Origin of the sequence: Sphingomonas sp. CROZ-RG-20F-R02-07, assembly GCF_022662335.1 — a bacterium.
Classification (GTDB): Bacteria; Pseudomonadota; Alphaproteobacteria; order Sphingomonadales; family Sphingomonadaceae; genus Sphingomonas.
Genome location: NZ_JAKNQJ010000003.1, coordinates 96578 through 123262 on the forward strand (window position 1 = coordinate 96578; position 26685 = coordinate 123262).

Below are 26685 nucleotides of genomic sequence, written 5' to 3' on the forward strand. Positions count from 1 at the left end.
CCAGACGGCCGCCATTCGGCCTAGGATCGCCACGCAATGCGAAATACCTTTCCATGACCCGCCTCGCGGTGTTCGATTGCGACGGCACGCTCGTCGACAGCCAGGCCAATATCGTCACCGCGATGGAGCTGGCTTTCCGTGCCTCCGGGCTGGTGCCGCCGGCGCGCGCGGCGACGCGGCGGATCGTGGGGTTGAGCCTGGTCGAGGCGATGCAGGTGTTGCAGCCCACCGGCGACGATGCCACGCATCGCCGGCTCGCGGCGGGTTACAAGGCGGCGTTCCACCAGCTTCGCATCGACGGCGCGCTGGCGGAGGAGCCGCTGTTCGAGGGGATCGCCGCGGTGATCGACAGCCTTGGCGCAGAGGGCTGGGTGCTGGGCGTGGCGACGGGAAAATCGGATCGGGGGCTGGCGCACATCCTCGCCGCGCATGGGCTGGACGACGCGTTCGTCACGCTCCAGACCGCGGATCGCCATCCCTCCAAACCCGATCCGGCGATGCTGATGGCGGCGATGGCGGAGGCGGGCGCGGCGCCCGGGGAGACGGTGATGATCGGCGATACGAGCTTCGACATGGCGATGGGCCGCGCGGCGGGCGTCCGCAGCGTGGGCGTGGCGTGGGGCTATCATGCCCCGCACGAGCTGGTCGCGGCGGGCGCGGACGTGGTGGCGGAAACGGTCGCCGCGCTGCCGCGGCTGATGACGGCATGAACGCGGATCCGGCACGCGGGCGCTGGCTGGCGCTGGTGGGGGTGCGCATCGCTGGCGCGGCGGGCGCGATCTTCGGGCTGGTGCTGATCGGCCGCGCCCATGCGATCGGCCCCAAGATCCTCGGCACCGCGATCGTGCTGTCGGCGCTGCTGATGATCGCAACGGTGCCGCGCGCGCTCGCCACGCGCTGGCGGACGCCGCCAACATCGTGAAGCGGTTCTGGAACACGGTCACGACCGAGGCCGATGGCGGCGTCGCGCTCGACGGCCGCCCGGTGCGCACGCCGGGTCGCGCCGCGCTGGTGCTGCCGAGGCCCGCGCTGGCGGAAGCCGTGGCGGCGGAATGGCGCGCGGTGGGCGAGACGATCGATCCGCGCGCGATGACGCTTACCGGCCTCGCCAATGCGGCGATCGACCGGATCGCGCCCGATCCCGCCGCCTTCGCCGCCGGGCTGGCGCGCTACGGCGAGAGCGATCTTCTGTGTTACCGTGCCGAGGGCCCCGAACCGCTGGTGGCGCGGCAGGCGGCGGCGTGGGATCCGCTGCTCGGCTGGGCGCGGACGCGCTACGACGTGCATTTCGCGATCGCGGCCGGGATCATGCCCGTGGCGCAGCCGCCCGCGACGGTCGCGCGGCTGAACGAGGCGGTCGCGGCGCTCGCGCCCTTCACGCTGGCCGGACTGTCGCCGGTGGTGACGCTGATGGGCTCGCTCGTCGCCGCGCTCGCGCTGGTCGAGGGGGCGGCGACGCCCGACACGGTGTGGGCCGCGGCCGGTGTGGACGAGGCATGGCAGGCCGAACTCTGGGGCGAGGACGCCGAGGCGGCGCACGCCCGCGCGCTGCGCCGGGTCGAGTTCGATGCGGCGGTGCGGTTCCTCGGGCTGCTGGGCTAGGGCCAGCTTATCCCGCAAGGGGTTCACGCGGAGGCACAGCAAAAGCCGGCGCGGCCGTGCATGCGGCCTTCATCACCAACGCGACGGAGAAGAACGCTGCCGCACCGGCCCCCTCTCCGCGCCTCCGCGCCTCCGCGCCTCCGCGCGAACCCCGCTCTTCCTTCGCGTCTCAGCGTCTTAGGGCGCACCTGCTCCCGTCCACGCTGCGCGACCCAGCTGAAAGAGGGTTTCGCGCGTGGGTCGTTACGCCTCAGCGCGTCAGCCGGCGGATGAAGCCGATCAGCCCGGTCTGGCGCGACCGCTTCAGGCGCTCCGCCGCCAGGATCGCCTTCACGTCGCGGAAGCAGCGTTCGACATCGTCGTTGACGAGCACATAATCATAGCCGTCCCAGTGGCTCACCTCGGCCGCGGCGCGCGCCATGCGGGCGTCGATCACCGATTCGGCATCGGTCGCGCGCCGGCGCAGCCGGTCGTGCAGCTCCTCCATCGACGGCGGCAGGATGAACACGCGCACCACGTCGCCGCCCGCGATCTGGAAGAGCTGCTGCGCGCCCTGCCAGTCGATGTCGAACAGCACGTCCTTGCCCGCCGCGAGCATCGCCTCGACCTGCGCGTGCGGCGTGCCGTAACGCTGGCCGAAGACATGCGCCCATTCGAGGAACTCGTGATCGGCCACCATCTGGCGGAAGCGTTCGAGGTCGACGAAATGATAGTCGCGCCCGTCCACCTCGCCCGGCCGCATCGGCCGCGTGGTGGCGGAGACCGACATGGCCAGTTCGGGCTCGTCGGCCAGCAGCTTGCGCGCAATCGTCGACTTGCCCGCGCCGGACGGCGACGACAGCACGAACAGGACGCCGCGGCGCTTGAAACCGTGGTGGTCGGGCGGAATAGTATGGGGCATGGCCGCCTTTGCCTGCGCATGGCGGGGAGCGTCAAGGCGGGGGTGGCGAAATGGGGCTTCGACGGGGTTCGCGCGAAGACGCGAAGAGGTCGCGTTGGGCAGACCCGTTTTCCGCCATTCCCCGTAAAGCATGACGCTGCGCGTTGCACCACCTCTTAGCGTCTTCGCGCGAAATCCTGTTGTCCGAACGCCGCCCCCGCCGTCCGCTCAGCCAGCGCCGCCATCCCCGAACGCGCGCGCCTTCAGTTCGGTCGCGCCACGCAGCACCGCCCAGCCCACCGCATAGGTGACGGCGAGCGGCAGCACGAATTTCAGCACGTTGGCGACGATCGCACCCTTGATCGCGCCGTCCGCCGCGCTGTCGTCGCCGCTCATCGAATCGATGGCGCCGCCGATCAGGGCGCCTATGGTCGTTGCACTCATACCAGTCTCCTCGTTCGATACCGCGCCGCTCAACGCCCGAGCATCGCTTCCGGCACCACCACCCGGTCGAACGTCGCGGCATCGATCAGCCCCAGCGCCAGCCCGGCCTCCTTCAGCGTCAGCCCCTCGGCATGCGCGTGCTTGGCGATCCTCGCCGCGGCATCATAGCCGATCTCGGGCGCGAGCGCGGTCACCAGCATCAGCGACCGGTCGAGCAGTTCGGCGATCCGGGCACGCGCGGGTTCGATCCCGTCGACGCAGCGCTCGGCGAAGCTCTCCATCGCGGTCGCCAGCAGGTCGATCGCGCGCAGCACGTTCGCGCCGATCAGCGGCTTGAAGACGTTCAGCTCCAGATGGCCCTGCATCCCGCCGATCGTCACCGCCTGCGCGTTGCCGATCACCTGCGCGGCCACCATCGTCATCATCTCGCACTGCGTCGGGTTCACCTTGCCGGGCATGATCGAGCTGCCGGGCTCGTTGGCCGGCAGCTCGATCTCGCCCAGCCCACAGCGTGGCCCGCTGGCGAGCAGGCGGATGTCATTGGCGATCTTCATCAGCGCCACCGCTAGCGTCTCCAGCGTGCCGGCCAGATGCACCAGGGGATCGTTGGAGGCGAGCGCTTCGAACATATTCTCGGCGGGCGCGAAGGGATGGCCGGTGATTTCGCCGAGCGCCGCGCAGAAATCCGCCGCGAAGCCCGCGGGCGCGTTGAGCCCGGTGCCGACCGCGGTGCCCCCCTGCGCCAGCCGGTCGGTGCCGTGCGTGATCGCGGGTTCGATCCGGCGGCGGCAGCGCGCGAGCTGGTGCGCATAGCCCGAAAACTCCTGCCCCAACGTCAGCGGCGTCGCGTCCTGCAGATGCGTGCGCCCGATCTTGACGATCCCGTCCCACGCCTGCGCCTTGGCATCGATGCTCCCGTGCAACCGGTCGAGCGCGGGGAGCAGCCGCCGTGTCACCGCCAGCGAACAGGCGATGTGCAGCGCGGTGGGGAAGCTGTCGTTCGAGGATTGGCCGCGGTTCACGTCGTCGTTCGGGTGCACCGGCGCCTTGCCGCCGCGCGTCCCGGCCAGCGCCTCGTTCGCATGGCCGGCGATCACCTCGTTCACGTTCATGTTCGATTGCGTGCCGCTGCCCGTCTGCCAGATCACCAGCGGGAACTGGTCGTCGAGCGTACCCGCGACGATCGCGCGCGCCGCCGCCTCGATCGCATCCGCTTTCTCGGCGGCCAGACCGTGGCGGCGGTTCACCCGCGCCGCCGCCTGCTTCACCAGGGCGAGCGCGTGGACGATCTCGATCGGCATCCGCTCGCGCGCGCCGAACGGGAAATTCTCGAGGCTGCGCTCGGTCTGCGCGCCCCAATAGGCGCTGGCGGGCACCTGGATCGGCCCCAGCGAGTCGGTTTCGGTGCGCGTATCGGTCATCATCGTCTCGCCATGGATCATTTGTGTATCCAACCGGCGGCACCCGCATCGGGTTCAATCCGATGCCACTGGCATCCCGCGGCGCATCGGCTATGCAGGCCCACCTTTGTTCAGGGCGATGGGTTTTTCGATGCGGATAACGATGATCGGTGCCGGCTATGTGGGCCTCGTGTCGGGCGCATGCTTTTCGGATTTCGGGCATGACGTGTGCTGCGTCGACAAGGACCAGGGCAAGATCGACGCGCTCCACGCCGGGCGCATGCCGATCTACGAACCCGGGCTCGACCAGCTCGTCGCCAAGAATGTCGCGGCCGGGCGCCTCACCTTCACCACCGATCTGGCGGAGGCGGTCGCGGGCGCCGATGCGGTGTTCATCGCGGTCGGCACGCCGTCCCGGCGCGGCGACGGCCATGCGGATCTGAGCTATGTCTTCGCCGCCACGCAGGAGATCGCCGACGCGGTGACCGGCCCCACCGTCGTCGTCACCAAATCCACCGTGCCCGTGGGCACCGGCGACCGCGTCGAGGCGATCCTGAAGGAGCGCCGCCCCGAGATCGACGTGGCCGTCGTCTCCAATCCCGAATTCCTGCGCGAGGGCGCCGCGATCGGCGACTTCAAGCGCCCCGACCGGATCGTGATCGGCACCGAGGACGCGCGCGCCATGGAGGTGATGCGTGCGGTGTACCGCCCGCTCTTCATCAACGAATCGCCCATCCTCTTCACCGGCCGGCGCACGTCCGAACTCATCAAATACGCCGCCAACGCGTTCCTCGCGACCAAGATCACCTTCATCAACGAGATCGCCGACCTGTGCGAGGCGGTGGGCGCCGACGTGCAGGACGTCAGCCGCGGCATCGGGCTCGACAACCGGATCGGCCGCAAGTTCCTCCATGCCGGGCCCGGCTATGGCGGATCCTGCTTCCCCAAGGACACGCTCGCGCTGCTGAAGACCGCCGAGGATTACGCCACCCCCGTCCACATCGTCGAGGCGGTGGTGAAGGTGAACGACAGCCGCAAGCGCGCGATGGGCCGCAAGGTGCTGAAGGCGCTGGGCGAGACCCCGCGCGGCAAGACGGTCGCGCTGCTCGGCCTCACCTTCAAGCCCAACACCGACGACATGCGCGACGCGCCCGCGCTCGCCATCGCGACCGCGCTGGCCGATGCCGGCGTCACCGTGCGCGCCTATGATCCCGAGGGGATGGAGGCGGCCAGGGGCATGATGCCCGATCTCGTCTTCGCGCGCGACGCCTATGACGCGGCGACCGGTGCCGACGCGGTGGTGATCGTGACCGAATGGGACGCGTTCCGCGCGCTCGACTTTCGCCGCCTCGGCGAGGTGATGACCGCCCGGGTGCTCGTCGACCTGCGCAACGTCTATCGCCGCGAAGCGGTCGAGGCCGCCGGCTTCGCCTATAGCGCCGTCGGGCGGTAGGGCGCGCCGCCGGGGCGGACCCGGCGCCTGCGCGCGCGCCCACCCCGCCCCCACCGCCACGCAACTGCCCCGCATTCCCCACGCACCCTTTCCCCTTGCGTCCCCGCTTGCTAAGGCCCCGCGCAACGCATTCGCATCCGCCTCGCGCGCCCGCGCGGACCCCCGTCCGCCTCCCCGCCGCGCCCGGCTCCAAGGGAAGGACCCCCATGACTGCCATCGGCCAGGACACGCTCGGCACCCGCGCCACGCTCGAAGCGGGCGGAAAATTCTATGATTATTTCAGCCTCGCCAAGGCGGCGGCAAAATACGGCAACATCGATCGGCTGCCCTTCTCGATGAAGGTGCTGCTGGAGAACATGCTGCGCTTCGAGGATGGCGTGACCGTCACCGAGGCCGATATCCAGGCAATCGTCGACTGGCAGAAGGAGCAGCGCTCCGATCGCGAGATCCAGTATCGCCCCGCGCGCGTGCTGATGCAGGATTTCACCGGCGTGCCCTGCGTGGTCGATCTGGCGGCGATGCGCGATGCCATGACCAAGCTCGGCGGCAATCCCGAGAAGATCAATCCGCAGGTGCCCGTGCATCTGGTGATCGACCATTCGGTGATGGTCGACGAATTCGGCAGCCCCAAGGCGTTCGAAGATAACGTCGATCTCGAATATCAGCGCAACATCGAACGCTACGAGTTCCTGAAATGGGGATCGAAGGCGCTCGACAATTTCCAGGTCGTGCCGCCCGGCACCGGCATCTGCCACCAGGTGAACCTGGAATATGTCAGCCAGGCGATCTGGTCCTCCACCGAGACCGGCGATCATGCGAAGGGCGGTGCGACGATCGCCTATCCCGACACGCTCGTCGGCACCGACAGCCACACCACGATGGTCAACGGCCTCGGCGTCCTCGGCTGGGGCGTCGGCGGGATCGAGGCGGAAGCCGCGATGCTCGGCCAGCCGGTGTCGATGCTGATCCCCGAAGTCGTCGGCTTCAAGCTGACCGGCGCGCTCGGCGAGGGCATCACCGCGACCGACCTCGTGCTGACGGTCACGCAGATGCTGCGCGCCAAGGGCGTGGTCGGCCGTTTCGTCGAGTTCTTCGGCCCCGGCCTCGCCTCGATGACGCTCGCCGACCGCGCGACGATCGCCAACATGGCGCCCGAATATGGCGCGACCTGCGGCTTCTTCCCGATCGACGAGCGCACGATGGATTACATGCGCCTCACCGCGCGCTCGGAGGAGACGATCGCGCTCACCGAGGCCTATGCCAAGGCGAACGGCTTCTGGCGCCACGACGATGCCGAGGATCCGCTGTTCACCGATACGCTCGAACTCGACATGGGTTCGGTGACCGCCAGCCTCGCCGGCCCCAAGCGCCCGCAGGACCGGGTGAGCCTCGGCAAGGTGGACGAGGTGTTCAACGGCGATCTGTTCAAGATCTACCACAAGGAGCGCCCGCAGCGCGCCGCCGTCGCCAACCGCGACCATGACATCGGCGACGGCGACGTCGTGATCGCCGCGATCACGAGCTGCACCAACACGTCGAACCCGTCGGTGCTGGTCGCCGCCGGTCTCGTCGCGCGCAAGGCCCGCGCGCTCGGCCTCACCGCCAAACCCTGGGTGAAGACCAGCCTGGCGCCCGGTAGCCAGGTCGTCACCGACTATCTCGACAAGGCGGGGCTGTCCGACGACCTGAACGCGCTCGGCTTCAACCTGGTCGGCTATGGCTGCACGACCTGCATCGGCAATTCGGGGCCGCTCGCGACCGAGATTTCGGCCGCGATCAACGAGAACGATCTCGTCGCCGCCTCGGTGCTGTCGGGCAACCGCAATTTCGAGGGACGCGTCAGCCCCGATGTGCGCGCCAACTTCCTCGCCTCGCCCCCGCTCGTCGTCGCCTATGCGATCAAGGGCAGCGTCACGAGCGACATGATCGAGACGCCACTCGGCCAGGGCACCGACGGCAACGACGTGTATCTGCGCGACATCTGGCCGACCAACGCCGAAGTGACCACGATGATGAACGCCAATATCGATGCCGGCATGTTCGCCAGCCGCTATGGCGACGTCTATGCCGGCGGTGCCAAATGGCGCGAGATCGACGTGACCGGCTCGGACACCTATCAGTGGCGCGCCGGCTCCACCTATGTCGCGAACCCGCCCTATTTCGAGGGCATGTCGATGACCCCGGAGCCGGTGACGGACGTGATCGACGCCAAGCCGCTGGCGATCCTGGGCGATTCGATCACCACCGATCACATCAGCCCGGCCGGCAGCATCCGCGCCGACTCGCCGGCCGGCATCTACCTGCTGGATCATCAGGTTACCAAGGCCGACTTCAACGGCTACGGCGCGCGCCGCGGCAATCATGAAGTGATGATGCGCGGCACCTTCGCCAACATCCGCATCCGCAACGAGATGGTGCCGGGCGTCGAGGGCGGCATGACGTCCTATCAGGGCGAGACGATGCCGATCTACGACGCCGCGATGCGCTACAAGGCGGACGGCGTGCCGCTCGTCGTGATCGCGGGCAAGGAATATGGCACCGGCTCGTCGCGCGACTGGGCGGCCAAGGGCACCAACCTGCTGGGCGTGCGCGCGGTGATCGCCGAAAGCTTCGAGCGAATCCACCGTTCGAACCTCGTCGGCATGGGCGTGATCCCGCTCCAGTTCGCCGACGGCGTGGACCGCAAGTCGCTGAAGCTCGACGGAACGGAGACGTTCACGATCCGCGACGTGGCCGCCCTTCGCCCCCGCCAGCAGGTCGAGGTGGAGATGACCCGCGCCGACGGCACCACCGAGACGATCGCGACGCGCTGCCGGATCGATACGGTCAACGAGCTGGATTATTTCCTCAACGGCGGCATCCTCCAGTACGTGCTGAGGAAGCTGGCGGCTTGAGGAAGCCGCAGAGCGTGGCCAAGCTGGACGAGCTTGGCCGCGTTCCCCTCTCCAAGAGCTTTTTCCTGCGCGATTTCCTCTATTCGGACATCGCCGCGATCCATGGGCTGTCGAACATCCCCGACGATCCCGACCTGGCGATCGCGGCAGGAACGCGGCTGTGCGAGGATCTGCTCGAACCGTTGCAGGACGCGTTCGGGCGGATCGCGATCCGCTCCGCCTATCGCTCGGCCGAGGTGAACGCGCTGGGCGCCGCCAAGAGCTATAATTGCGCGTCCAACGCCCGCAACGCGGCGCATCACATCTGGGATCTGCGCGATTTCGCCGGCCATATGGGCGCGACCGCCTGCATCGTCGTGCCGGGCTTCGCAAACCGCTTCGACCAGCCGGGCGACTGGAAGCGGCTGGCCTGGTGGGTGCACGACCATCTCCCCTATTCGGCGATGGAGTTCTTTCCCGTGCGCTGGGCGTTCAACCTGTCCTGGCACGAAAAGCCGCAACGGATGATCTACGCGCATATCCCAGACGCCCGCGGCTATCTGACGCGGCCCGGCATGGAGAACCACGCCGCCGACCACCGCGCCGAATGGGACGGGATCCAGCCCTAGAACCTGATGGCGTTACTTCGAACCGTTCGCCCTGAGCGTGTCGAAGGGCCTCTACCGACGGCGACGACACGCCTGCGGAGCGCGTGCTTCGACAAGCTCAGCACGAACGGACTGAGAGACGGGATTGAACGAACACCATCCCGCCTAGACGGTGAAGCTCTCGCCGCAGCCGCACGCGCCCTTGGCGTTCGGGTTCTGGAACACGAAGCCGGCGGTGAAATCATCCTCCACCCAGTCCATCGTCGATCCGATGAGATAGAGGATCGAACCGCCGTCGACGAACAGCGTGCCGCCGGGCGTGTCGATGCGCTCGTCGAACGGCTTGGCCTCGGTGACGTAATCGACCGAATAGGCGAGGCCCGAACAGCCGCGCTTGGGGGTGGAGAGCTTTACGCCGATCGCCCCTTCGGGCGCCCGCGCCATCAGCGCGGCGATCCGCGCGTGCGCGGTGGGCGTCAGGATCAGCGCGGCGGGGCGCTGGCGCACGGCGGTGGCCATCACAGCATCCCCAGTTCGAGCTTCGCCTCGTCCGACATCTTCTGCGGATCCCAGGGCGGATCCCACACCAGCGCCACCTCGGCGGTGGCGATGCCGGGCACCGCGCTCACGCGCAGCTCGACCTCGGCGGGCATCGACTCGGCGACCGGGCAATGCGGCGTCGTCAGCGTCATCGTCACCGCGGCATGGCCGTCCTGCGTGACGTCGACGCCGTAGATCAGGCCCAGCTCGTAGATGTTCACCGGGATCTCGGGATCGTAGATCTCCTTCAACGCCTCGACGACCGCCTCGTACAGCGCGCCGCCAGGCTCGCCCGCGGGATCGGCCTGCGGCTTCTGCGCGAGAAAGCCCTGGAGATAATCGCGCTCGCGCGGGGCATCCTCGACGCGTGCCCTGGGCGGCGGCGCCACGGCGTCCACTTCCTCGATCTCGATCCGGTCGCTCATCCGAAGATCCTCGTCACTCTCTCGATACCCTTGACCAGCGCGTCGACATCGGCGGGGCCGTTATAGACGCCGAAGCTGGCGCGGGCCGTGGCGCCGACGCCCAGCGCCTCCATCAGCGGCTGCGCGCAGTGGTGCCCGGCCCGGATCGCCACCCGACCCTCGTCCAAGATGGTGGCGACGTCGTGCGGATGCACCCCCTCCACCGTGAAGCTCACGATTCCGGCGGAATCCGCCGGCCCGTAGACGCGCACCGAGTTGATCCCCGCCAGCGCCGCGCGCGTGCGCGTCACCAGCGCGGTTTCGTGCGCGTGGATCGCGTCCAGCCCCAGCGCCGCGACATAGTCGATCGCCGCCGCCAGCCCCAGCGCGCCGACGATGTGCGGTGTCCCCGCCTCGAACCGGCCCGGCGGCGGCGCATAGGTGGTGCGCGCGAAACTTACCCGGTCGATCATCGAACCGCCCCCCTGCCACGGCGGCATCGCCTCCAGCAGGTCGGCTCGCGCCCACAACACGCCGATCCCGGTCGGGCCGTACAGCTTGTGCCCCGAAAAGGCGTAGAAGTCGCAATCGAGCGCGGCCATGTCCACCGCGATCCGCGGCACCGCCTGGCACCCGTCGAGTAGCAGCTTCGCGCCGACACCGTGTGCCAGATCCGCCGCGCGGCGGGCGTCCAGCACCGATCCCAGCACATTCGACACATGCGCCAGCGCCACCAGCTTGTGCGCGGGCGTCAGCATCCGCGCCATCGCATCCAGATCGATACGGTGATCGGCGGTGAGCGGCAGCACGTCGATCGCGAGTCCCTTGGCCTCCGCCACCATCTGCCACGGCACGATGTTCGAATGATGTTCGAGCATCGAGAGCAGGATGCGGTCGCCGGCCTTCAGATGCGTCGCGGCATGGGATTGGGCGACGAGGTTGATCGCCTCCGTCGCGCCGCGGACGAAGACGATCTCGTCCGCGCTGCCCGCGCCGATGAAGCGCGCGACCTTGGCCCGCGCCGCTTCATAGGCCAGCGTCATGTCGGCGGAACGCTGGTACACGCCGCGATGCACCGTGGCATAGGTCTCGCCATAGGCGCGCGCGACCGCGTCGACCACCGCCTTCGGCTTCTGCGCGGTGGCGGCGGTGTCGAGATACGCCCAGCCCGCCGGGATCGCCGGAAAATCGGCGAGCGCGTCGAGCGGCCGGTCGGCCTGCGTCATCACAACAACGCCGCCAGCCACGCATCGGCGTCCGCGGCAAAGGCGTCGCGCACCGTCTCGTCGGCGATCCGGTCGAGCGCATCGCCAACGAACGCGCGCGTCAGCAGCGCCTGCGCGCGCGGACGCGGAATGCCGCGGCTTTCCATGTAGAACAGCGCGCGCCGGTCGAGCTCGCCGACCGTGGCGCCATGCGCGCATTTCACGTCGTCGGCGAAGATCTCCAGCTCGGGCTTCAGGTTCACCGTCGCGGTGCGCTGGAGCAGCAGGCCGCGCAGCGACTGCTCGCCATCCGTCTTCTGCGCGTGGCGCGCCACTTCGACCGCGGCGGCGAGGCTCGCGACCGAACGGTCCGCCGCGACCGCGCGCCAGAGCTGGTGCGACTGGCCGTCCGGCTCGGCATGGTGGACGCGCGCCGCGCATTCCTGGCGCTGCGTGCCGCTGGTCAGCAGCGCGCCGCCCAGTTCGGCATAGCCGCCCTGCCCCACGCGCACGCCGCCGTCGATCCGCGATCCCGCGGCGCCAGCGCCCAGGAACACCGCGACGAGGCTCGCGCCCGCGCCCAGCTCGACATCCTCGCGCAGGCTGACGAAGCCCGCGCCCTGAAGCAGCCGCACCGAGCGCTGGAGCCGGGCCGCGGCGCCGATCCGGATCATGGTGGCACGGTTGGACCAGCCGGCGCCGACGAACGTCTCGATCACCTGCGCGGTGGCGTCGCCGCCCAGCACGATCTCGGCGGGAAGATGGTTCTCCGCGCCCGTCGCGACATGGACGATCTGCACCGGATCGGCGGCGGCGTCCTTGGCCAGCCGCAGCGACCAGCCACGGCCCTGCGCATGCCGGCCGAGCGGATGATCGTGGCCGGACAGATCGGCGAGCACCACCGGCCCGAGTTCGCTCCGCCCGGCATCCAGCACGCCGTCGACGAACAGCAGCCGCGCGCCGGGCAGATCGAGGAAATGGTCCGCCTGGCCATAAGCCACGGGCGCGAGCGCCGCCGCGGCGGACAGCGCGCCGAGATCGGCCCAGCGCCACGCCTCGGCGCGGGTGGAGGGGAGTTCGAGCAGGCTCACGCGTTCACCGCCGCATAGCCCTCGCGCTCGAGCTGGTGCGCGAGTTCGGCACCGCCGGTACGCGTGATGCGCCCGGCTTCGAGCACGTGGACGAAATCGGGCGCGACATAATCCAGCAGCCGCTGATAATGGGTGATGAGCAGCACCGCCTTGTCGGGCTTGCGCATGATCCGGTTGATCCCGTCGCCGACGATGCGCAGCGCGTCGATGTCGAGGCCGCTGTCGGTCTCGTCCAGGATCGCGAACTTCGGGTCGACGATGCCCATCTGCACCATCTCGTTGCGCTTCTTCTCGCCGCCCGAAAAGCCGACGTTCACCGGCCGCTTGAGCATGTCGTGATCCATGCCGAGCAGATCGGCCTGCCCGCGCGCGAGCTTGAGGAATTCGCCGCCCGACAGCGGCTTCTCGTCGCGGCTCGCGCGCTGGGCATTCAACGCCTCGCGCAGGAACTGGACGTTCGACACGCCGGGGATCTCGACCGGATATTGGAAACCGAGGAAGACGCCCGCCGCCGCGCGCTCATGCGCGTCGATTGCGAGCAGATCCTGCCCGTCGAACGTCACCGATCCCGCGGTCACTTCGTAGCCGGGCCGCCCGCCGAGCACGTAGCCGAGCGTCGACTTGCCCGCGCCGTTCGGCCCCATGATCGCATGGACCTCGCCCGCGTTCACGGTGAGGGTGAGACCCTTGAGGATTTCCTTGCCGTCGATCTCGGCGTGAAGGTTTTCGATTTTCAGCATGATGAACTCTTGGCAAAAAGTGTGAGGCAGCGATCGGCGTTCTGCGGCATCATCCGACCGAGCCTTCGAGCGAGATCCCCAGCAGCTTCTGCGCCTCGACCGCGAATTCCATGGGCAGTTGCTGGAGCACCTCGCGCGCGAAGCCGTTGACGATCAGCGCCACCGCGGCCTCCGCATCAAGCCCGCGCGACATGGCATAGAACAGCTGGTCCTCGCTGATCTTCGACGTCGTCGCCTCATGCTCGATCTGCGCCGAGGGGTTGCGCACCTCGATATAGGGCACGGTATGCGCGCCGCACTGGTCGCCCAGCAACAGACTGTCGCACTGGGTGAAGTTGCGCACGCCCTCCGCGGTCGGCGCGACGCGCACCAGCCCGCGATACGTGTTGTCGCTGCGCCCCGCCGAAATGCCCTTCGACACGATGGTCGAACGGGTGTTCTTGCCCAGATGGATCATCTTGGTGCCGGTGTCCGCCTGCTGGCGGTTGTTGGTCACCGCGACCGAATAGAATTCGCCGACCGACCCGTCGCCCGCCAGCACGCAGGACGGGTATTTCCAGGTGATCGCGGAGCCCGTCTCGACCTGCGTCCAGCTCACCTTGCTGTTCTTGCCCTGGCACAGCGCACGCTTGGTGACGAAATTGTAGATCCCGCCGACGCCGTTCTCGTCGCCAGGATACCAGTTCTGCACGGTCGAATATTTGATCTCGGCATCGTCCAGCGCCACCAGTTCGACGACGGCGGCGTGCAACTGGTTCTCGTCGCGCATCGGCGCGGTGCAGCCCTCCAGATAGGAGACGTAGCTGCCCTTGTCCGCGACGATCAGCGTGCGTTCGAACTGGCCGGTATTCTCGGCATTGATGCGGAAATAGGTGCTGAGCTCCATCGGGCAGCGCACGCCTTCGGGAATGTAGACGAAGGTGCCGTCCGAGAAGACCGCGCTGTTGAGCGTCGCGAAATAATTGTCGCGCTGCGGCACCACCTTGCCGAGCCACTTGCGGATCAGATCGGGATATTCCTTGATCGCCTCCGAGATGGAGCGGAAGATCACCCCCGCCGCCTCCAGCTCCTTGCGGAAGGTGGTGGCGACCGACACGCTGTCGAACACCGCGTCCACGGCGACGCGGCGCTTCGGCGTGCCGTCCTCGTTCGTCTCCTCGACGCCCGCGAGCATCTTCTGCTCGGCGATCGGGATGCCGAGCTTTTCATAGACGCGCAGGATCTCGGGATCGACCTCGTCCAGCGAGCCCAGTTTCGGCTTCGCCTTGGGCTCGGCGTAATAATAGGCGTCCTGATAGTCGATCGGCGGCATTTTCAGCTTCGACCAGTCGGGCGCCTCCATCGTCTGCCACAAGGCAAACGCCTTCAGCCGCCAGTCGAGCATCCAGGCCGGCTCGCCCTTCTTGGCGGAGATGTAGCGAACGGTGTCCTCGCTCAGCCCCTTGGGCGCGAATTCCTGCTCGATGTCAGAGGAGAAACCCCATTCGTAGGTCTTGTTCGCGGCGGCATAAGCCTCGGCGTTGCGGGTAGCCATTATACGGTCACTCTCGTTCCCCGGCGAAGGCCGGGGTCCAGTTGGGAAGGTTGCAGTGAGGTCGCGGCCGGACTCCGGCCGTCGCCGGGGAAGGACGACGCCAGCGACGCCAGCGATACGCCCGCGAGCGCGCCGCGCACGGCATCGTTGACCGCGTTCCAGTGCGGCTTGACCGAACAATGGTGATCCAGCCCGCAATCCTGCCGGCCATCCTCGACACAGGCGGTAAGCGCGATCGGCCCCTCCACCGCCTCGACGATATCGGCCAGGCTGATCGACGCCGGCGGCCGCGCCAGGCGAAACCCGCCGCCGGTGCCGCGCGCGCTTTCCAGTAGCCCGGCCGAAGACAGGCGGCTGACGAGCTTCTGCGCGGTCGGCAGCGGCACGCCGGTCTCCTCGGCCAGCAGCGTCGCGTTCAGCCGCGCCACGCCGCCACAATGGCGCGCGGCGGCCGACATCATCACGACGGCATAGTCGGCAAGACTGGACAGGCGCATGGTTTCCAATCGGAACGGATCGCTCGGATTGCAGATGGTGCGGTGCCGCACACGCGTCAACCCGGTTTGGCTGCGAACGACTCGCAGGGTTTTCCCTCTCCCCTTGGGAAAGGGAGGGAGCGACACGGTCGCGGAAGAGTGAGGGTGAGACGGATGATCGGCATTGCGCTTGTCACCCTCGCCCTTCCGCCGCTACCGCGGCTCCCTCCCTCTCCCAGGGGGAGAGGGAATTCCGATGGCCTTCTACCACCCGCTCCTGTTCCGGATCGATGCCGAGCGCGCCCACGGGCTGACGATCGCGGCGCTTGCCGCCTGGGGCCGCGCCGGGGCGCCGCTCGCGCCGGCCTTCGCGTCCACCCGGCTGGCGACGACCGTGGCGGGGATCGCCTTTTCCAATCCGCTGGGGCTCGCGGCCGGCGTCGACAAGGACGCGCATGCGGTGGGCGGGTTCTTCGGGCTCGGCTTCGGCAGCGTCGAGGTGGGAACGCTCACCCCCCTGCCCCAGCCCGGCAATCCCCGCCCGCGCCTGTTCCGCCTGCCCGAGGATCGCGCGGTGGTGAACCGCTTCGGCTTCAACAATGGCGGGCTGGCGGCGGCGCTCGCCCGGCTGCCGGCAAAGCGCGCGGGCGTGCTCGGCATCAATGTCGGCGCGAACAAGGATGCCGCGGACCGGATCGCCGATTACGTCCACGGCGTCGCCGCCGCCGCGCCGCACGCCGATTACGTCACGATCAACATCAGCTCGCCCAACACGCCAGGCCTGCGCGACCTGCAGGGCGCGGCGCTCGCCGAACTGCTCGCCGCCTGCGGCGCGGCGCGGGGCACCACCCCGCTCTTCCTCAAGGTCGCGCCCGATCTGGAGCCGGACGCGATCGACCATATCGCGCGCACCGCGATCGACGCGCGGGTCGACGCGTTGATCGTCGGCAACACCACGGTCACGCGGCCGGACCTGGTGTCGCCGGGCCGGGCGGAGATCGGCGGCCTGTCGGGCGCGCCGCTCGCCGCGCTCGCGCACCAGCGGCTGCGCGATTTCCGGGCGGCCACGGGCGCGGCGATCCCGCTCGTCGCGGTAGGCGGCATCGGCAGCGGGGCGGAGGCCTATGCGCGGATCCGCAGCGGCGCGGCGCTGGTCCAGCTCTACACCGCGCTCGTCTATGAAGGGCCGGGGCTGGCGCTCCGGATCCTGCGCGATCTGGACAAGCTGCTCGAACGCGACGGTTTCGCCAGCGTCGCGGAGGCGGTGGGCACGGCATAGCGGCTTGCCCCTAGGGCAAAGGCCGTTACGATCGGGCGCAATGAAACGCCTGCTCCTCGCCGCCCTGCTCGCCACGCTTCCCGTCGGCCTCGCCGCGCGCACGAACATCCCCGCGGCGGGGATGGTGAGCGCCGCCGATCCGCGTGCCGCGGCGGCGGGGGTGGAGATGCTGCGCGCGGGCGGCAGCGCCACCGATGCGGCGATCGCGGCGATGCTCGCGCTGAACGTCGTCGAGCCGCAGAATTCGGGGATCGGCGGCGGCGGCTTCTGGGTGGCGCAGGCGCACGGCCGCACCACCACGATCGACGGCCGCGAGGCCGCGCCGATGGCGGCGGACGCGCACTGGTTCTACGGCCCCGACGGCCAGCCACTCAGCCACGCCGATGCGGTGCCGGGCGGGCGCAGCGTCGGCGTGCCCGGCATCCTGCGGCTGATGGCGAAGGCGCACGAACAGGGCGGCAGGCTTCCCTGGGCGCGGCTGTTCGCGCCGGCGATCCGGCTCGCCACCGATGGCTTCGCGGTCACGCCGCGCCTCAACAACGGGCTGGCGCGGTTCGGCGGCCATGTCGATGCCTGGGCGCGCGCGCATCTGTTCGGCGCGGACGGACGGCCGCTCCCGGTCGGGACGGTGGTGCGCAACCCCGAACAGGCCGCGCTCTTCACGCAGATCGCCGCGCGCGGCGCCGGCAGCTTCTATGTCGGGCCGACCGCGCAGGCGATCGTCGCCACCGTCGACGGGGCGGCGCGCAATCCGTCGAAGATGACCGCCGGCGATCTGGCGAGCTACGACGCCAAGGCGCGCGCACCGGTGTGCGGCACCTACCGGACCTACCGGATCTGCGGGATGGGGCCGCCCTCGTCCGGGGGCGTCGCGGTGCTGCAGATCCTGAAGCAGCTCGAACGCTTCGACATGACCGCGCTCGGCAAGGATTCACCCGTCGCCTGGCATCTGTTCGCCGAATCCGAGCGGCTCGCCTATGCCGATCGCGATCTGTATCTCGGCGATCCCGATCATGTCCGCGTGCCCGTGGCGGGGCTGATCGCGCCGGGTTATCTGGCAAAGCGTTCCGCGCTGATCGCGCCGGACACGACGATGGCCGGCGTCTCGGCGGGCGTTCCCGCCGGCGCGCCGCCGCGGATCAAGGCGACCGTCAGCGAAGTGCCGGGCACGAGCGATCTCGCCGCCACCGACGCGCAGGGCAATGTCGTCGAGGTGACGACCACGATCGAGGGCTATTTCGGATCGGGGCTCACCGTCTCGGGCAATTTCCTCAACAACCAGCTCACCGATTTCGACATCGTTCCCGAAAAGGACGGTGCGCTCGTCGCCAACCGGGTGGAGGGCGGCAAGCGGCCGCGCAGCTCGATGTCGCCGACGATCGTCTACAATCCCGACGGCAGCGTGCGGATCGCGATCGGCGCGGCGGGTGGCTCCACGATCATCGCGCAGGTGGCCAAGGCGCTGGTGGGCGTGCTCGACTGGCATCTGTCGGCGCAGGACGCGATCGGCCTGGGGCTGCTCTATGCACCTGGCGCGGTCGCGGTCGCCGAACAGGGCACGCAGCTCGACGCGATGCTGCCCGCGCTGCGCGGACTGGGCGAAAACGTGCAGAGCGCACCGCTCGGGCTCAAGGCCAATGCGATCGAACGCGTGGGCGGGCGCTGGGTGGGCGCCGCCGATCCGCGCAGCGAAGGCGTGGCGATGGCCGAGGACGGCAGCGTCGCCCCGATCCTCCGGGTCGGCGCGCCGACCAACCGCCCCGCCGAATGACGCCGTAGAACCATAACGAAAAAAGCAGGAGAGACGCGCATGGAGCGCTTCCCCAATCTCGTCACGATGTTCTTCACCCGCGCGCGAGAAAAGGGCGACGCGCCGTTTCTCTGGGCGAAGCGGGAGGGCGCCTGGATCGCGACGAGCTGGGCCGAGGCCGCACGGCAGGTGGCATCGCTCGCCACCGCGCTCCGCGCCATTGGGATCGAACGCGGCGACCGGGTGATGCTGGTGGCCGAGAACCGGCCCGAATGGTGCCTGTCCGATCTGGCGATCATGGCATCGGGTGCGATCACCGTGCCCGCCTACACCACCAACACCGAACGCGACCACGCGCACATCATCGAGAATTCGGGCGCCCGCGCGGTGATCGTCTCGACGCAGAAGCTCGCGCGCACGCTGATGCCCGCCGTGCTGCGATCGAGCACCGTGCAGGCGGTGATCGGGATGGAGGAGATGCGGCTGGGCCAGACCGGGATCGGCGTGCACGACTGGCACGCGCTGATCGCCGCCCACCCCGCCGATCCCGCTCGGATCGCCGCCGAGGCCGATTTCACCCGCGAGGACACCGCCTGCATCATCTACACCAGCGGCACCGGCGGCGCGCCGCGCGGCGTGATGCAGCATCACGGCGCGATCCTCCACAATGCGGCGGGGTGCGCGGCGATCATCGCGGAGGATTTTCCCGCGACCGACGAGGAGGTGTTCCTCTCGTTCCTCCCCCTCTCGCACGCCTATGAACATACCGGCGGGCAGCACATGCCGATCTCGCTCGGCGGGCAGATCTATTACGCCGAAAGCCTCGACCGGCTGGCCGCCAATATCGAGGAGGTGCGCCCGACCATCATGTTCGTGGTGCCGCGCCTGTTCGAGGTGCTGCGCACGCGGATCGCGAAGGCGATCGCCAAACAGGGCGGCGCGTCCGCCTATCTGCTGGAGCGGGCGATCGAGATCGGCACGCGCGACTATGACGGCCGCCTGCGCCTCGTCGACCGGCCGATGCAGGCGATCGTCGGCACGCTGTTCAAGCCCAAGATCGCCAAAAAGTTCGGCGGCCGGATGAAGGCGATGGTGTCGGGCGGCGCGCCGCTCACGCCCGAGGTCGGGCTGTTCTTCCATGCGATCGGCGTCACCTTCCTCCAGGGCTATGGCCAGACCGAGGCGGGCCCGGTCATCTCGTGCAACCGCCCCCGCGCCGGCATCCGGATGGATTCGGTCGGACCGCCGCTTGCCGATACCGAGGTGCGGATCGCCGAAGACGGCGAGATCCTGGTGCGCGGCGAACTCGTCATGCACGGCTATTGGCGCGACGAAGCGGCGACCGCCCGCGTGCTGAAGGACGGCTGGCTCCACACCGGCGATATCGGCGAGATCGATGCGGCGGGCCGGATCGCCATCACCGATCGCAAGAAGGATCTCATCATCAACGACAAGGGCGACAATGTCGCGCCGCAGAAGGTGGAGGGGATGCTGACGCTCCAGCCCGAGATCGGGCAGGCGATGATCGCGGGCGACCGGCGCCCCTATATGGTGGCGCTGATCGTGCCCGATCCCGAATGGACGCAAGGCTGGTGCGCGGCGAATGGCGATACGTGCGATTTCGCGCGGCTGAGCGAGAACAGCGACTATCGCGCCGCGCTCTCCGCCGCGGTCGAGCGCACCAACAAGGATCTCTCGGTGACCGAACGCATCCGCCGCTTCGTGCTGGCGGACGGCGCCTTCACCATCGAGAACGAACAGATGACGCCCTCGCTGAAGATCCGCCGCCACGTGCTGCGGCAGGTTTATGGCGAGCGGATGGACGCGTTGTATCGGGCGTAGATCCCTCTCCCGCTTCCCGGCGAAGGCCGGGGAACGAAGTGGGGAAGGCCCCCGTCACTTCCCCTTGGGCACCACCGCCATCGTCCAATCCTTGTCGGGCCGCAGATATTTGGCCGCGGTCGCCTGCAGTTCGGCGGGCGTGATCGAGATGAAGTCGCTGGCGAGCGACCGCGTCGCGTCGATCCGGCGGGGATCATAGGCAGCGCCGGCCATAAGCTGCATCCAGAACTGGTTGCCGGTGGAGGCGCGCAGCAGGAACTGGCTCATCGGCAGCATGATCCGCTTCAGCTCGTCGGGCTGGAGCGGGTGCGCGGCCAGATCGGCGGCGATGCCGCGCGCGGTGCGGAAGAACAGGTCGACGTTGGCGGGCGCCACCTGGCCGATCGCGATCATCCGGCCACCGCTCGCCAGCCCCACCGGCCATTGGCTCTGCACGTTGGGGCTGTAGCTCGCGCCATCTGCCTGGCGCAGCTTCTCGAACAATCGGTCGCTGAACACCTGCGCCAGCACGTCGAGCCGGCGGCTGTCCTTGATGCCGTCGATCCCGCCGCCCGTCGGCCAGGCGATCACCGCCACCGCCTGGTTTTCCGCGCCGGTATGCGTGCGTATCACCGGCGCGATATCGTGCGCGGGGAAGCGCACGGGCGGCGGCACCGCGGTGCTCGCCGCGCGCGGCTTGAGCGCGCCGAACGTCCTGGCCACCGCCGCCACCGCATCGTCCGCCTTCACGTCGCCGAACACCGACACCTCGATCGGCCCGGTCGCGAGCAACGGCTCCCACAGCCTGCGGAAATCCTTCGGATCGAGCGCGGCGATCTGCGCGCGCGGCGGCACGCCCCAGCGCGGATCGCCGTCGTGCAGCAGCCGATCGAGATCGCGCGACAAGACGCCGTCGGGCGACGAATCGTAACCGTCATAGCCCGCCAGTGCGACCGCCTTGGCCCGCTGCACCGGCGCCGGATCCCAGCCGGGATGCGCGAGCTTGGCCGCCATCAGCCGCAACTCGTCCGCCAGATCGGCGGGCGAGGTGAGCGCGTTGAGCGAAAAGGCATCGTCGTTCACGTCGAAATCGAGCCCGATCCGCCGTCCCGACGTCAGCTGTTCCAGATCGCCCTGGTCGAGCTTGCCGATCCCGCCCTGCACCAGCGCGAGATCGCCCGCCCACGCCGGGCTCGGCCGATCGGCGGGCAGCGCATTATAGCCGCCGCCGAAACGCACGCGGACATAGACGCGCCCGGTCTCGCCCGCATTGGCGGAGAGCAGCATGCGCACGCCGTTCGAGAAGACGATCTTCTCCATCTCGAGCCCGCCCAGCGGCTCGCGCGACACCACCGTTCCCGGGGTGCCGAGCGCGGGCAGCATCGAGAAATCGACCGCGCCCTGCGTCCGGCGCTTCACGACCGCGGCCTTCACGTCCTCTTTCAGCGCGGTGGCGAGCCGGGCCGCCGCGGTGGCGTCGGGCGTGCGCGTGTTGACCACGGCACGGGTCGCGGTGCCCGCGAAGATCGCCTTGGTCGAGGCGAGCAAGGTGGCGGGGGTGAACATCCCCTTCGCCTTCGCATCCTTCAGGATCGCGTAGCTGGTTTCGGGGCTGGTGGTCGTCTCGCGGATATCGAGCGCCTCGCCCATGTCGTCGGCCTGTTTGGCGCTCGCCTCCACCTTCGCCGTCTCGACCGCGGTGCGCATGATGGTGTCGAAATCGGCATATTCGCGCTCCACCTCGGCGGGGGTCGCGGGCGTCGTCTCGGCATCGGCGATCACGCCGCGAACCGCTTTCAGCGCCTGTTCCCAATCATTGCCGACGGGCACGATGCTGACCGAGGTGACGTTGGCCGAACGCGAGACGTCGTCGATCGAGACGCCCGCCTGGAGGAAGCTGCCGCCGGTGCGCGCGCGCTGCTCCAGCCGGCGGCTGATGAGCCGCGCGGCGAGCGTATCCACCAGCCGCTTCTGGTTGAAGATCACGGTGTCCGCGTTGAAATGCCATGGCCGCACCACTGCCATCGCGACGACGGGGGGCAGGCCGGCCTCCGCGATCGCGCCGGTCGTCGGCTTCGTCGGATCGGGCTTGCCGAAATCGGGATCGGCGGGGGCCGGGCCCACACCCTGCCAGCCGGAGAAATTCTTGACGACCAGCGCCGCGACCGCCGCGGGATCGATGTCGCCCGACACGATCACGGTGGCGCGCGTCGGCCGATACCAGCGATCGTGGAACGCCTTGACGGTGGCGCCGGTGGCCGCCTCCAGCGTCTTCACATGGCCGATCGGCGAGCGATCGGCGAGCGGCTGGCCCGCGTAGAACACCCGCTGCACCGCCTCGCCGAAGCGCACCTGCGGCCCCGGCTGCTCGCGCTGTTCGGCCAGCACGACGGGCCGTTCGGCGTTGAGCGTGGTATCGGTGATCGTCGGATCGGCCATCATCCCCGACAGGATCTTCAGGCTCTCGTCCACCGCAGCGGGCGTCGCCGACGGCAAATCGAGCTTGTAAGTCGTCTGGGTGGGCGTGGTCTGCGCGTTCGAATCGGAGCCGAAGGTGGCGCCGAACCGCTGCCACACACGCTTGGCCTCGCCGTCGGGCACGTAGCGCGATCCGCGGAACGACAGATGCTCGATGAAATGCGCGAAGCCGCGCTCCGCATCCGTCTCCATCAGCGATCCGGCATCGATCCGCACCCGGATCGACACCTGGCCCGGCGGCACCGCGTTGCGCCGCGCCGCGACGTGCAGGCCGTTGGCGAGCGTGGCGAATTTCCACGCCGGATCGGGCGTGATGTCGCTGCCCTTGTACAGCCAGGCGGTGGTATCCACGCCGGTGAGCGACGGCAGCGTGGGCGCATTCGGGTCGACCGGCGTCTGGAACGCGGGTGACGCACCCGTATCCGGGGCGGGAGCACCGAGGACGGGAATCGCCAGGCCGATTGCGAGGCCGACGAAGACGGGGACGCGAAACGCGCGCAAGGGGTACGCCATCCGCGCTATCTAGCCCCCCGCCGCCCGCGGCGCCAGCGCGCGCATCCTGCCATCATCGGGGCTGGATCGGCCATGATTTGGACCCACATTCCAATTAGGCGCAGCGACATACCGGTCACGACAGGCGTGCCCGGGTGTTGCATCCGCGATGTGATGGCGCGCGATGGACCGCCGAGATGGCACGGAGATGACGGTGCAGGCCGAAACCAAGACGAACCCCGCAATGTGGCGGAATCCGGGCAACGACAATGCGGAGGCCGAGGCCGCAACCGCATCGCGCGGGCCCCGCGTGCCCGATCTCAACGTCATCTCGGGCGCGCCCGCGCCGGGCGCCGCGATGGAGGCCGAACGCGGCCGGCCGCTCATCATCCGGTTCGGCAAACATCTGCGCGGCATCTTCGATCGGCTGATCGCCTCGTCCAGCCTCGTTCCCAACGATCCCGTGCTCGACGTGCGCGATTTCGCCTGGACCGCGATCCTGCGCGACAACTGGCAGACGATCCGCGACGAGGCGGTCGCGGTCGCGCTGCGCGGCGATGCCGCCCCCAGCCTCGCCACCATCTCGCCCGACCATCGCGCGATCGCCGAGGTGAACAAATGGCGGTCGTTCTTCCTGTGGGGCTATGGTTATCCGATCCCCGAGAATCTCGCGCGTTGCCCGCAGACGCGCGACGTGGTCGAGCGCATCCCCGGCCTCAACAGCGCGTTCTTCTCGATCCTCGCGCCCGGCACGCACATTCCCGAACATCGCGGCGTCACCAAGGGGCTCATCACCTGCCATCTCGGCCTGATCGTGCCGCGCGACGGCGACGTGCGGATGCGCGTGCACGACCGAATCGTGCGCTGGGCGGAAGGCGAGACGCTGGTGTTCGACGACACCTACCAGCACGAGGTGTGGAACGACACGCAGAACACCCGCGTCGTGCTGCTGATCCAGTTCGAACGCCCCTTGCGCCAGCCCGGCAAGTGGTTCGCGGATTTCTTCATGGGTTTCGTCAAGCGCTCGGCCTTCGTGCAGGAGGCGCGCGACAATATCGACCATTGGAACGCCGCAGTGAAGCAGCTCGATGTCTGAGCTCGGCGTGCGCGATCAGCGAAAGCTAATCGCGTAAAAATCGCCAAGCCCGGCCAGCGATGCCGAGGGCATCGGCTGACGGCGCGGCTCTGCCGCGGCGCGGTAAATTCCTGGCAGCCCTCCCCGCCCCCTCCACAGGCAGGAGGGGAATGGCTTGCGCCCACGCCCCCCACGCGCCACATGCTCCCCATGCTGATCGAGACCGAAACCACCCCGAACCCGGCGACGCTGAAGTTCCTGCCGGGACGCACCGTCATGGAAGCCGGCACGCGCGACTTCGCCGACCCCGAAGAGGCGGAGGCGAGCCCGCTCGCCGAGGCGATCTTCGGTCTGGGCGATGTGACCGGGGTGTTCTTCGGCCGCGACTTCGTCTCGGTCACCGCGGCGCCGGGCGTGGCGTGGAGCAGCCTGAAACCCGACGTGCTCGGGCTGCTGCTCGATCATTTCTCGGCCGCGATGCCGCTCTTCAAGCCTGCCAAGGCGGGGTTCGCGGTGCCGTCGGACGACGCCATGATCGCCACCGACGATCCCGCGGACGCCGACATCATCGGCCAGATCCGCGACCTGATCGAGACGCGCGTACGCCCTGCTGTCGCGAACGACGGCGGCGACATCGTCTATCGCGGCTTCGACAAGGGCAAGGTGTTCCTCCAGCTCCAGGGCGCCTGCGCCGGCTGCCCGTCGTCGAGCGCGACGCTGAAGAACGGCATCGAGCAACTGCTCCGCTACTACGTCCCCGAAGTCACCGAAGTGCGAGCCGTCTGATGCCGAAGATCGCCGACGAAGCGCTCGATGCGCTGTTCCGCGAAGCCCGCAGCTTCAACGGCTATACCGACGAGCCCGTGGCGGAGAGCGATCTCCATGCGATCTGGGATCTGATGAAGATGGGGCCGACCTCGGCCAACCAGCTTCCCGCCCGCCTCGTCTGGTGCACCAGCGAAGCGGCGAAGGCCAAGCTCGCCGAATGCTGCACCGGCACCAACCCGGACAAGGTCCGCGCCGCGCCCGTCACCGTGATCGTGGGCATGGACAACGACTTTCACGAGCATCTGCCCGAACTCTTCCCGCATGTGGATGCCAAGGCCTGGTTCGACGGCAATGCCGAGCTGCGCGCGGTATCGGCGTTTCGCAACAGCACGCTGCAGGGCGCCTATCTCATCATGGCGGCGCGCGCGCTGGGTCTGGGCACCGGGCCGATGTCGGGCTTCGATGCGGGCAAGGTCGACGCGGCGTTTTTCCACGACACGCCGGCGGTGAAGACCAACTTCATCATGACGCTCGGCCACGGCGATCCCGCGACCGTCCATGCGCGCTCGCCGAGACCGGCGTTTGAAAAGTTCAATCGCATCGCCTGACGCGCGGCCGGTGCTCACCCTCGTCATCGAGACCGCGACCGCGGCCTGTTCGGTCGCGCTGATCGCGGACGGCCGCGTGGTGGCGCGCGATCATGATGCGGTGGGCCGCGGCCATGCGGAGCGGCTGGTGCCGATGATCGCGGCGCTGCCGGACGGCGGGCGGGCGCCGCGCATCCTGGTCGATTGCGGGCCCGGCAGCTTCACCGGCATCCGCGTCGGCATCGCCGCCGCCCGCGGGCTGGCGCTCGGCTGGGGATCGACGGTGCACGGCTTCTCGTCGCTCGCGCTGATCGCGGCGGGCGCGCAGGCGCGCGAGCCCGAGGCGCTTGCGGTCGTGATCGAGGGCGGCCATGGTGAGGTCTTCATGCAGCGTTTTTCCGCCCCGTTGGAAGCCCTTGCCCCGGCGGTGTCGCTCCGCCCCGAAGCGGCGCTCCGCGCGCTCGGCGGCCTGCCCGCGATCGGCAGCGGGGTGCACCGGCTCGCCGCGATCGACCCGCGCTTCGCCGGCACCGACGCGCTGCCCGATGCGGGCGATGCGGTGTATCTGCCCCCCGCCTTTGCCGCCCTGCCCCCGCGCCCGGTCTATGGCCGCGCGCCCGACGCGAAGCCTCAGCCGCCGCGCTGATGGCGACGCGCACGATCCAGCTTCGCGGCGGCGACGCGCGCGATATCGCCATGGTCGACGCGCTGATGAAGGCGGCGTTCGACCCGCGCTTCGGCGAGGCGTGGACGCGCGGCCAGGCGTTGGGCGTGCTGGCGCTGCCCGGCATCCGCCTGACCATCGCGCTGGTGGACGACGTGCCCGCGGGCTTCGCGATGGTCCGCGGCGTGCTGGACGAGGCCGAGCTGCTGCTGATCGCGGTCGATCCCGCGCAGCGCCGCCGCGGCATCGCCACCGCGCTCCTGCGCGCGATCGAAGCGGATTGCGCGGCGACCGGCGTGACCGACCTCCACCTCGAGGTTCGCGCGGGCAACGACGCGCTGAAGCTCTATCTCGCGCACGGCTTCGTCAAGGTGGGCGAGCGCCGCGCCTATTATCGCGGGCCCGAGGGCAAGGCCTATGACGCGCACACCTATCGCCGCGCGCTGCCCTGATACCACCGGGCGCCGCCCACTATCGTTATTGCGAGTCGGTCGCCCTTTTCGCAACAGCGTGGCGTCGCT

25 protein-coding genes are annotated in these 26685 nt (G+C 69.1%); 14 read left to right on the forward strand and 11 right to left on the reverse strand.

Going from position 1 to position 26685, the window contains the following annotated elements; genetic code table 11:
* Positions 1-53 precede the first annotated feature (53 nt).
* The 3 genes from L8H00_RS06160 to L8H00_RS06170 are packed head-to-tail and all read left to right on the forward strand — an operon-like array spanning position 54 to position 1602.
* On the forward strand, positions 54-710 hold the full coding sequence (locus L8H00_RS06160; protein WP_242096372.1) for an HAD-IA family hydrolase: 657 nt from the start codon (positions 54-56) through the stop codon (positions 708-710).
* Positions 707-922 carry a hypothetical protein gene (locus L8H00_RS06165; RefSeq protein WP_242096373.1) on the forward strand — a complete coding sequence of 72 codons (216 nt, stop codon included), beginning with the start codon at positions 707-709 and terminating at the stop codon, positions 920-922. Before L8H00_RS06160 ends, L8H00_RS06165 begins: the two co-directional genes overlap by 4 nt.
* Entirely contained in the window at positions 919-1602 is a 684-nt protein-coding gene (locus L8H00_RS06170) for an ATP12 family protein (RefSeq protein ID WP_242096374.1), read from the forward strand. The genes L8H00_RS06165 and L8H00_RS06170 overlap by 4 nt, the downstream gene beginning before the upstream one ends.
* A gap of 250 nt (positions 1603-1852) precedes the next feature.
* On the opposite strand, the gene gmk is transcribed toward L8H00_RS06170, so the two are convergent.
* The 3 genes from gmk to fumC form a co-directional block, all read right to left on the reverse strand.
* A complete protein-coding gene (gene gmk / locus L8H00_RS06175) occupies positions 1853-2503 on the reverse strand; it encodes a guanylate kinase (protein WP_242096375.1) in 651 nt (216 codons plus the stop codon).
* Between the two features lie 207 nt (positions 2504-2710).
* Positions 2711-2926 carry a hypothetical protein gene (locus tag L8H00_RS06180; protein ID WP_242096376.1) on the reverse strand — a complete coding sequence of 72 codons (216 nt, stop codon included), beginning with the start codon at positions 2924-2926 and terminating at the stop codon, positions 2711-2713.
* 29 nt (positions 2927-2955) lie between these two features.
* Positions 2956-4347 carry a class II fumarate hydratase gene (gene fumC, locus L8H00_RS06185; protein ID WP_242096690.1) on the reverse strand — a complete coding sequence of 464 codons (1392 nt, stop codon included), beginning with the start codon at positions 4345-4347 and terminating at the stop codon, positions 2956-2958.
* 130 nt (positions 4348-4477) lie between these two features.
* Between fumC and L8H00_RS06190 the strand changes: the two genes are divergently transcribed.
* The 3 genes from L8H00_RS06190 (at position 4478) to L8H00_RS06200 (ending at position 9281) form a co-directional block, all read left to right on the forward strand.
* On the forward strand, positions 4478-5779 hold the full coding sequence (locus L8H00_RS06190; protein ID WP_242096377.1) for a UDP-glucose/GDP-mannose dehydrogenase family protein: 1302 nt from the start codon (positions 4478-4480) through the stop codon (positions 5777-5779).
* A 206-nt stretch (positions 5780-5985) separates the two neighbouring features.
* Positions 5986-8673 carry an aconitate hydratase AcnA gene (acnA, locus tag L8H00_RS06195; protein ID WP_242096378.1) on the forward strand — a complete coding sequence of 896 codons (2688 nt, stop codon included), beginning with the start codon at positions 5986-5988 and terminating at the stop codon, positions 8671-8673.
* Positions 8670-9281, forward strand: coding sequence for a hypothetical protein (locus L8H00_RS06200; protein WP_242096379.1), 612 nt, complete (start codon positions 8670-8672; stop codon positions 9279-9281). The genes acnA and L8H00_RS06200 overlap by 4 nt, the downstream gene beginning before the upstream one ends.
* 144 nt (positions 9282-9425) lie before the next feature.
* On the opposite strand, the gene L8H00_RS06205 is transcribed toward L8H00_RS06200, so the two are convergent.
* Genes L8H00_RS06205 through L8H00_RS06235 form a run of 7 tightly spaced genes read right to left on the reverse strand, consistent with a single transcriptional unit; the run spans position 9426 to position 15271 of the window.
* Complete coding sequence (locus L8H00_RS06205) at positions 9426-9779, reverse strand: iron-sulfur cluster assembly accessory protein (RefSeq protein ID WP_242096380.1); 354 nt, start codon at positions 9777-9779, stop codon at positions 9426-9428.
* Positions 9779-10225 carry an SUF system Fe-S cluster assembly protein gene (locus tag L8H00_RS06210; protein WP_242096381.1) on the reverse strand — a complete coding sequence of 149 codons (447 nt, stop codon included), beginning with the start codon at positions 10223-10225 and terminating at the stop codon, positions 9779-9781. The genes L8H00_RS06205 and L8H00_RS06210 overlap by 1 nt, the downstream gene beginning before the upstream one ends.
* The gene (locus L8H00_RS06215) at positions 10222-11430 is read right to left on the reverse strand and encodes a cysteine desulfurase (RefSeq protein ID WP_242096382.1); all 1209 of its coding nucleotides are present in this window, start codon (positions 11428-11430) and stop codon (positions 10222-10224) included. Before L8H00_RS06215 ends, L8H00_RS06210 begins: the two co-directional genes overlap by 4 nt.
* On the reverse strand, positions 11430-12500 hold the full coding sequence (locus L8H00_RS06220; protein ID WP_242096383.1) for a SufD family Fe-S cluster assembly protein: 1071 nt from the start codon (positions 12498-12500) through the stop codon (positions 11430-11432). Before L8H00_RS06220 ends, L8H00_RS06215 begins: the two co-directional genes overlap by 1 nt.
* Positions 12497-13240, reverse strand: coding sequence for a Fe-S cluster assembly ATPase SufC (sufC, locus tag L8H00_RS06225; RefSeq protein WP_242096384.1), 744 nt, complete (start codon positions 13238-13240; stop codon positions 12497-12499). The genes L8H00_RS06220 and sufC overlap by 4 nt, the downstream gene beginning before the upstream one ends.
* A gap of 49 nt (positions 13241-13289) precedes the next feature.
* Complete coding sequence (sufB, locus tag L8H00_RS06230) at positions 13290-14774, reverse strand: Fe-S cluster assembly protein SufB (protein WP_242096385.1); 1485 nt, start codon at positions 14772-14774, stop codon at positions 13290-13292.
* Positions 14774-15271, reverse strand: a complete 498-nt coding sequence (locus tag L8H00_RS06235) for an SUF system Fe-S cluster assembly regulator (protein ID WP_242096386.1) — start codon at positions 15269-15271, stop codon at positions 14774-14776. Before L8H00_RS06235 ends, sufB begins: the two co-directional genes overlap by 1 nt.
* Positions 15272-15506: 235 nt before the next feature.
* Between L8H00_RS06235 and L8H00_RS06240 the strand changes: the two genes are divergently transcribed.
* Genes L8H00_RS06240 through L8H00_RS06250 form a run of 3 tightly spaced genes read left to right on the forward strand, consistent with a single transcriptional unit; the run spans position 15507 to position 20121 of the window.
* Positions 15507-16529 carry a quinone-dependent dihydroorotate dehydrogenase gene (locus L8H00_RS06240; protein ID WP_242096387.1) on the forward strand — a complete coding sequence of 341 codons (1023 nt, stop codon included), beginning with the start codon at positions 15507-15509 and terminating at the stop codon, positions 16527-16529.
* Positions 16530-16569: 40 nt separating this feature from the next.
* Complete coding sequence (locus L8H00_RS06245; RefSeq protein WP_242096388.1) at positions 16570-18300, forward strand: gamma-glutamyltransferase family protein; 1731 nt, start codon at positions 16570-16572, stop codon at positions 18298-18300.
* Between the two features lie 39 nt (positions 18301-18339).
* Positions 18340-20121, forward strand: coding sequence for an AMP-dependent synthetase/ligase (locus L8H00_RS06250; protein WP_242096389.1), 1782 nt, complete (start codon positions 18340-18342; stop codon positions 20119-20121).
* A gap of 54 nt (positions 20122-20175) precedes the next feature.
* Here the strand turns inward: L8H00_RS06250 and L8H00_RS06255 are convergent, their stop codons facing one another.
* The gene (locus L8H00_RS06255) at positions 20176-23091 is read right to left on the reverse strand and encodes a M16 family metallopeptidase (protein WP_242096390.1); all 2916 of its coding nucleotides are present in this window, start codon (positions 23089-23091) and stop codon (positions 20176-20178) included.
* Between the two features lie 163 nt (positions 23092-23254).
* Here L8H00_RS06255 and L8H00_RS06260 point away from each other — a divergent pair, with 163 nt between their 5' ends.
* The 5 genes from L8H00_RS06260 to L8H00_RS06280 all read left to right on the forward strand — a co-directional run bounded on the left by L8H00_RS06260 (position 23255) and on the right by L8H00_RS06280 (position 26616).
* Positions 23255-24166, forward strand: a complete 912-nt coding sequence (locus L8H00_RS06260) for an aspartyl/asparaginyl beta-hydroxylase domain-containing protein (protein ID WP_242096391.1) — start codon at positions 23255-23257, stop codon at positions 24164-24166.
* A 189-nt stretch (positions 24167-24355) separates the two neighbouring features.
* Positions 24356-24931, forward strand: coding sequence for a NifU family protein (locus L8H00_RS06265; RefSeq protein WP_242096691.1), 576 nt, complete (start codon positions 24356-24358; stop codon positions 24929-24931).
* Positions 24931-25521 carry a malonic semialdehyde reductase gene (locus tag L8H00_RS06270; RefSeq protein ID WP_242096392.1) on the forward strand — a complete coding sequence of 197 codons (591 nt, stop codon included), beginning with the start codon at positions 24931-24933 and terminating at the stop codon, positions 25519-25521. Before L8H00_RS06265 ends, L8H00_RS06270 begins: the two co-directional genes overlap by 1 nt.
* Before the next feature lie 10 nt (positions 25522-25531).
* Entirely contained in the window at positions 25532-26146 is a 615-nt protein-coding gene (gene tsaB / locus L8H00_RS06275) for a tRNA (adenosine(37)-N6)-threonylcarbamoyltransferase complex dimerization subunit type 1 TsaB (RefSeq protein ID WP_242096393.1), read from the forward strand.
* Complete coding sequence (locus L8H00_RS06280) at positions 26146-26616, forward strand: GNAT family N-acetyltransferase (protein WP_242096394.1); 471 nt, start codon at positions 26146-26148, stop codon at positions 26614-26616. The genes tsaB and L8H00_RS06280 overlap by 1 nt, the downstream gene beginning before the upstream one ends.
* The last annotated feature ends 69 nt before the right edge of the window (positions 26617-26685 follow it).

What these genes read in the sequence shown, in the direction of transcription:
- L8H00_RS06160 (WP_242096372.1), top strand. Translation starts at nt 54, where the DNA reads ATGACCCGCCTCGCGGTGTTCGATTGCGACGGCACGCTCGTCGACAGC.
- L8H00_RS06165 (WP_242096373.1), top strand. Translation starts at nt 707, where the DNA reads ATGAACGCGGATCCGGCACGCGGGCGCTGGCTGGCGCTGGTGGGGGTG.
- gmk (WP_242096375.1), bottom strand. Translation starts at nt 2,503, where the DNA reads ATGCCCCATACTATTCCGCCCGACCACCACGGTTTCAAGCGCCGCGGC.
- L8H00_RS06180 (WP_242096376.1), bottom strand. Translation starts at nt 2,926, where the DNA reads ATGAGTGCAACGACCATAGGCGCCCTGATCGGCGGCGCCATCGATTCG.
- fumC (WP_242096690.1), bottom strand. Translation starts at nt 4,347, where the DNA reads ATGACCGATACGCGCACCGAAACCGACTCGCTGGGGCCGATCCAGGTG.
- L8H00_RS06190 (WP_242096377.1), top strand. Translation starts at nt 4,478, where the DNA reads ATGCGGATAACGATGATCGGTGCCGGCTATGTGGGCCTCGTGTCGGGC.
- acnA (WP_242096378.1), top strand. Translation starts at nt 5,986, where the DNA reads ATGACTGCCATCGGCCAGGACACGCTCGGCACCCGCGCCACGCTCGAA.
- L8H00_RS06205 (WP_242096380.1), bottom strand. Translation starts at nt 9,779, where the DNA reads ATGGCCACCGCCGTGCGCCAGCGCCCCGCCGCGCTGATCCTGACGCCC.
- L8H00_RS06210 (WP_242096381.1), bottom strand. Translation starts at nt 10,225, where the DNA reads ATGAGCGACCGGATCGAGATCGAGGAAGTGGACGCCGTGGCGCCGCCG.
- L8H00_RS06215 (WP_242096382.1), bottom strand. Translation starts at nt 11,430, where the DNA reads ATGACGCAGGCCGACCGGCCGCTCGACGCGCTCGCCGATTTTCCGGCG.
- sufC (WP_242096384.1), bottom strand. Translation starts at nt 13,240, where the DNA reads ATGCTGAAAATCGAAAACCTTCACGCCGAGATCGACGGCAAGGAAATC.
- sufB (WP_242096385.1), bottom strand. Translation starts at nt 14,774, where the DNA reads ATGGCTACCCGCAACGCCGAGGCTTATGCCGCCGCGAACAAGACCTAC.
- L8H00_RS06235 (WP_242096386.1), bottom strand. Translation starts at nt 15,271, where the DNA reads ATGCGCCTGTCCAGTCTTGCCGACTATGCCGTCGTGATGATGTCGGCC.
- L8H00_RS06240 (WP_242096387.1), top strand. Translation starts at nt 15,507, where the DNA reads ATGGCCTTCTACCACCCGCTCCTGTTCCGGATCGATGCCGAGCGCGCC.
- L8H00_RS06245 (WP_242096388.1), top strand. Translation starts at nt 16,570, where the DNA reads ATGAAACGCCTGCTCCTCGCCGCCCTGCTCGCCACGCTTCCCGTCGGC.
- L8H00_RS06250 (WP_242096389.1), top strand. Translation starts at nt 18,340, where the DNA reads ATGGAGCGCTTCCCCAATCTCGTCACGATGTTCTTCACCCGCGCGCGA.
- L8H00_RS06255 (WP_242096390.1), bottom strand. Translation starts at nt 23,091, where the DNA reads ATGGCGTACCCCTTGCGCGCGTTTCGCGTCCCCGTCTTCGTCGGCCTC.
- L8H00_RS06260 (WP_242096391.1), top strand. Translation starts at nt 23,255, where the DNA reads ATGGACCGCCGAGATGGCACGGAGATGACGGTGCAGGCCGAAACCAAG.
- L8H00_RS06265 (WP_242096691.1), top strand. Translation starts at nt 24,356, where the DNA reads ATGCTGATCGAGACCGAAACCACCCCGAACCCGGCGACGCTGAAGTTC.
- L8H00_RS06270 (WP_242096392.1), top strand. Translation starts at nt 24,931, where the DNA reads ATGCCGAAGATCGCCGACGAAGCGCTCGATGCGCTGTTCCGCGAAGCC.
- L8H00_RS06280 (WP_242096394.1), top strand. Translation starts at nt 26,146, where the DNA reads ATGGCGACGCGCACGATCCAGCTTCGCGGCGGCGACGCGCGCGATATC.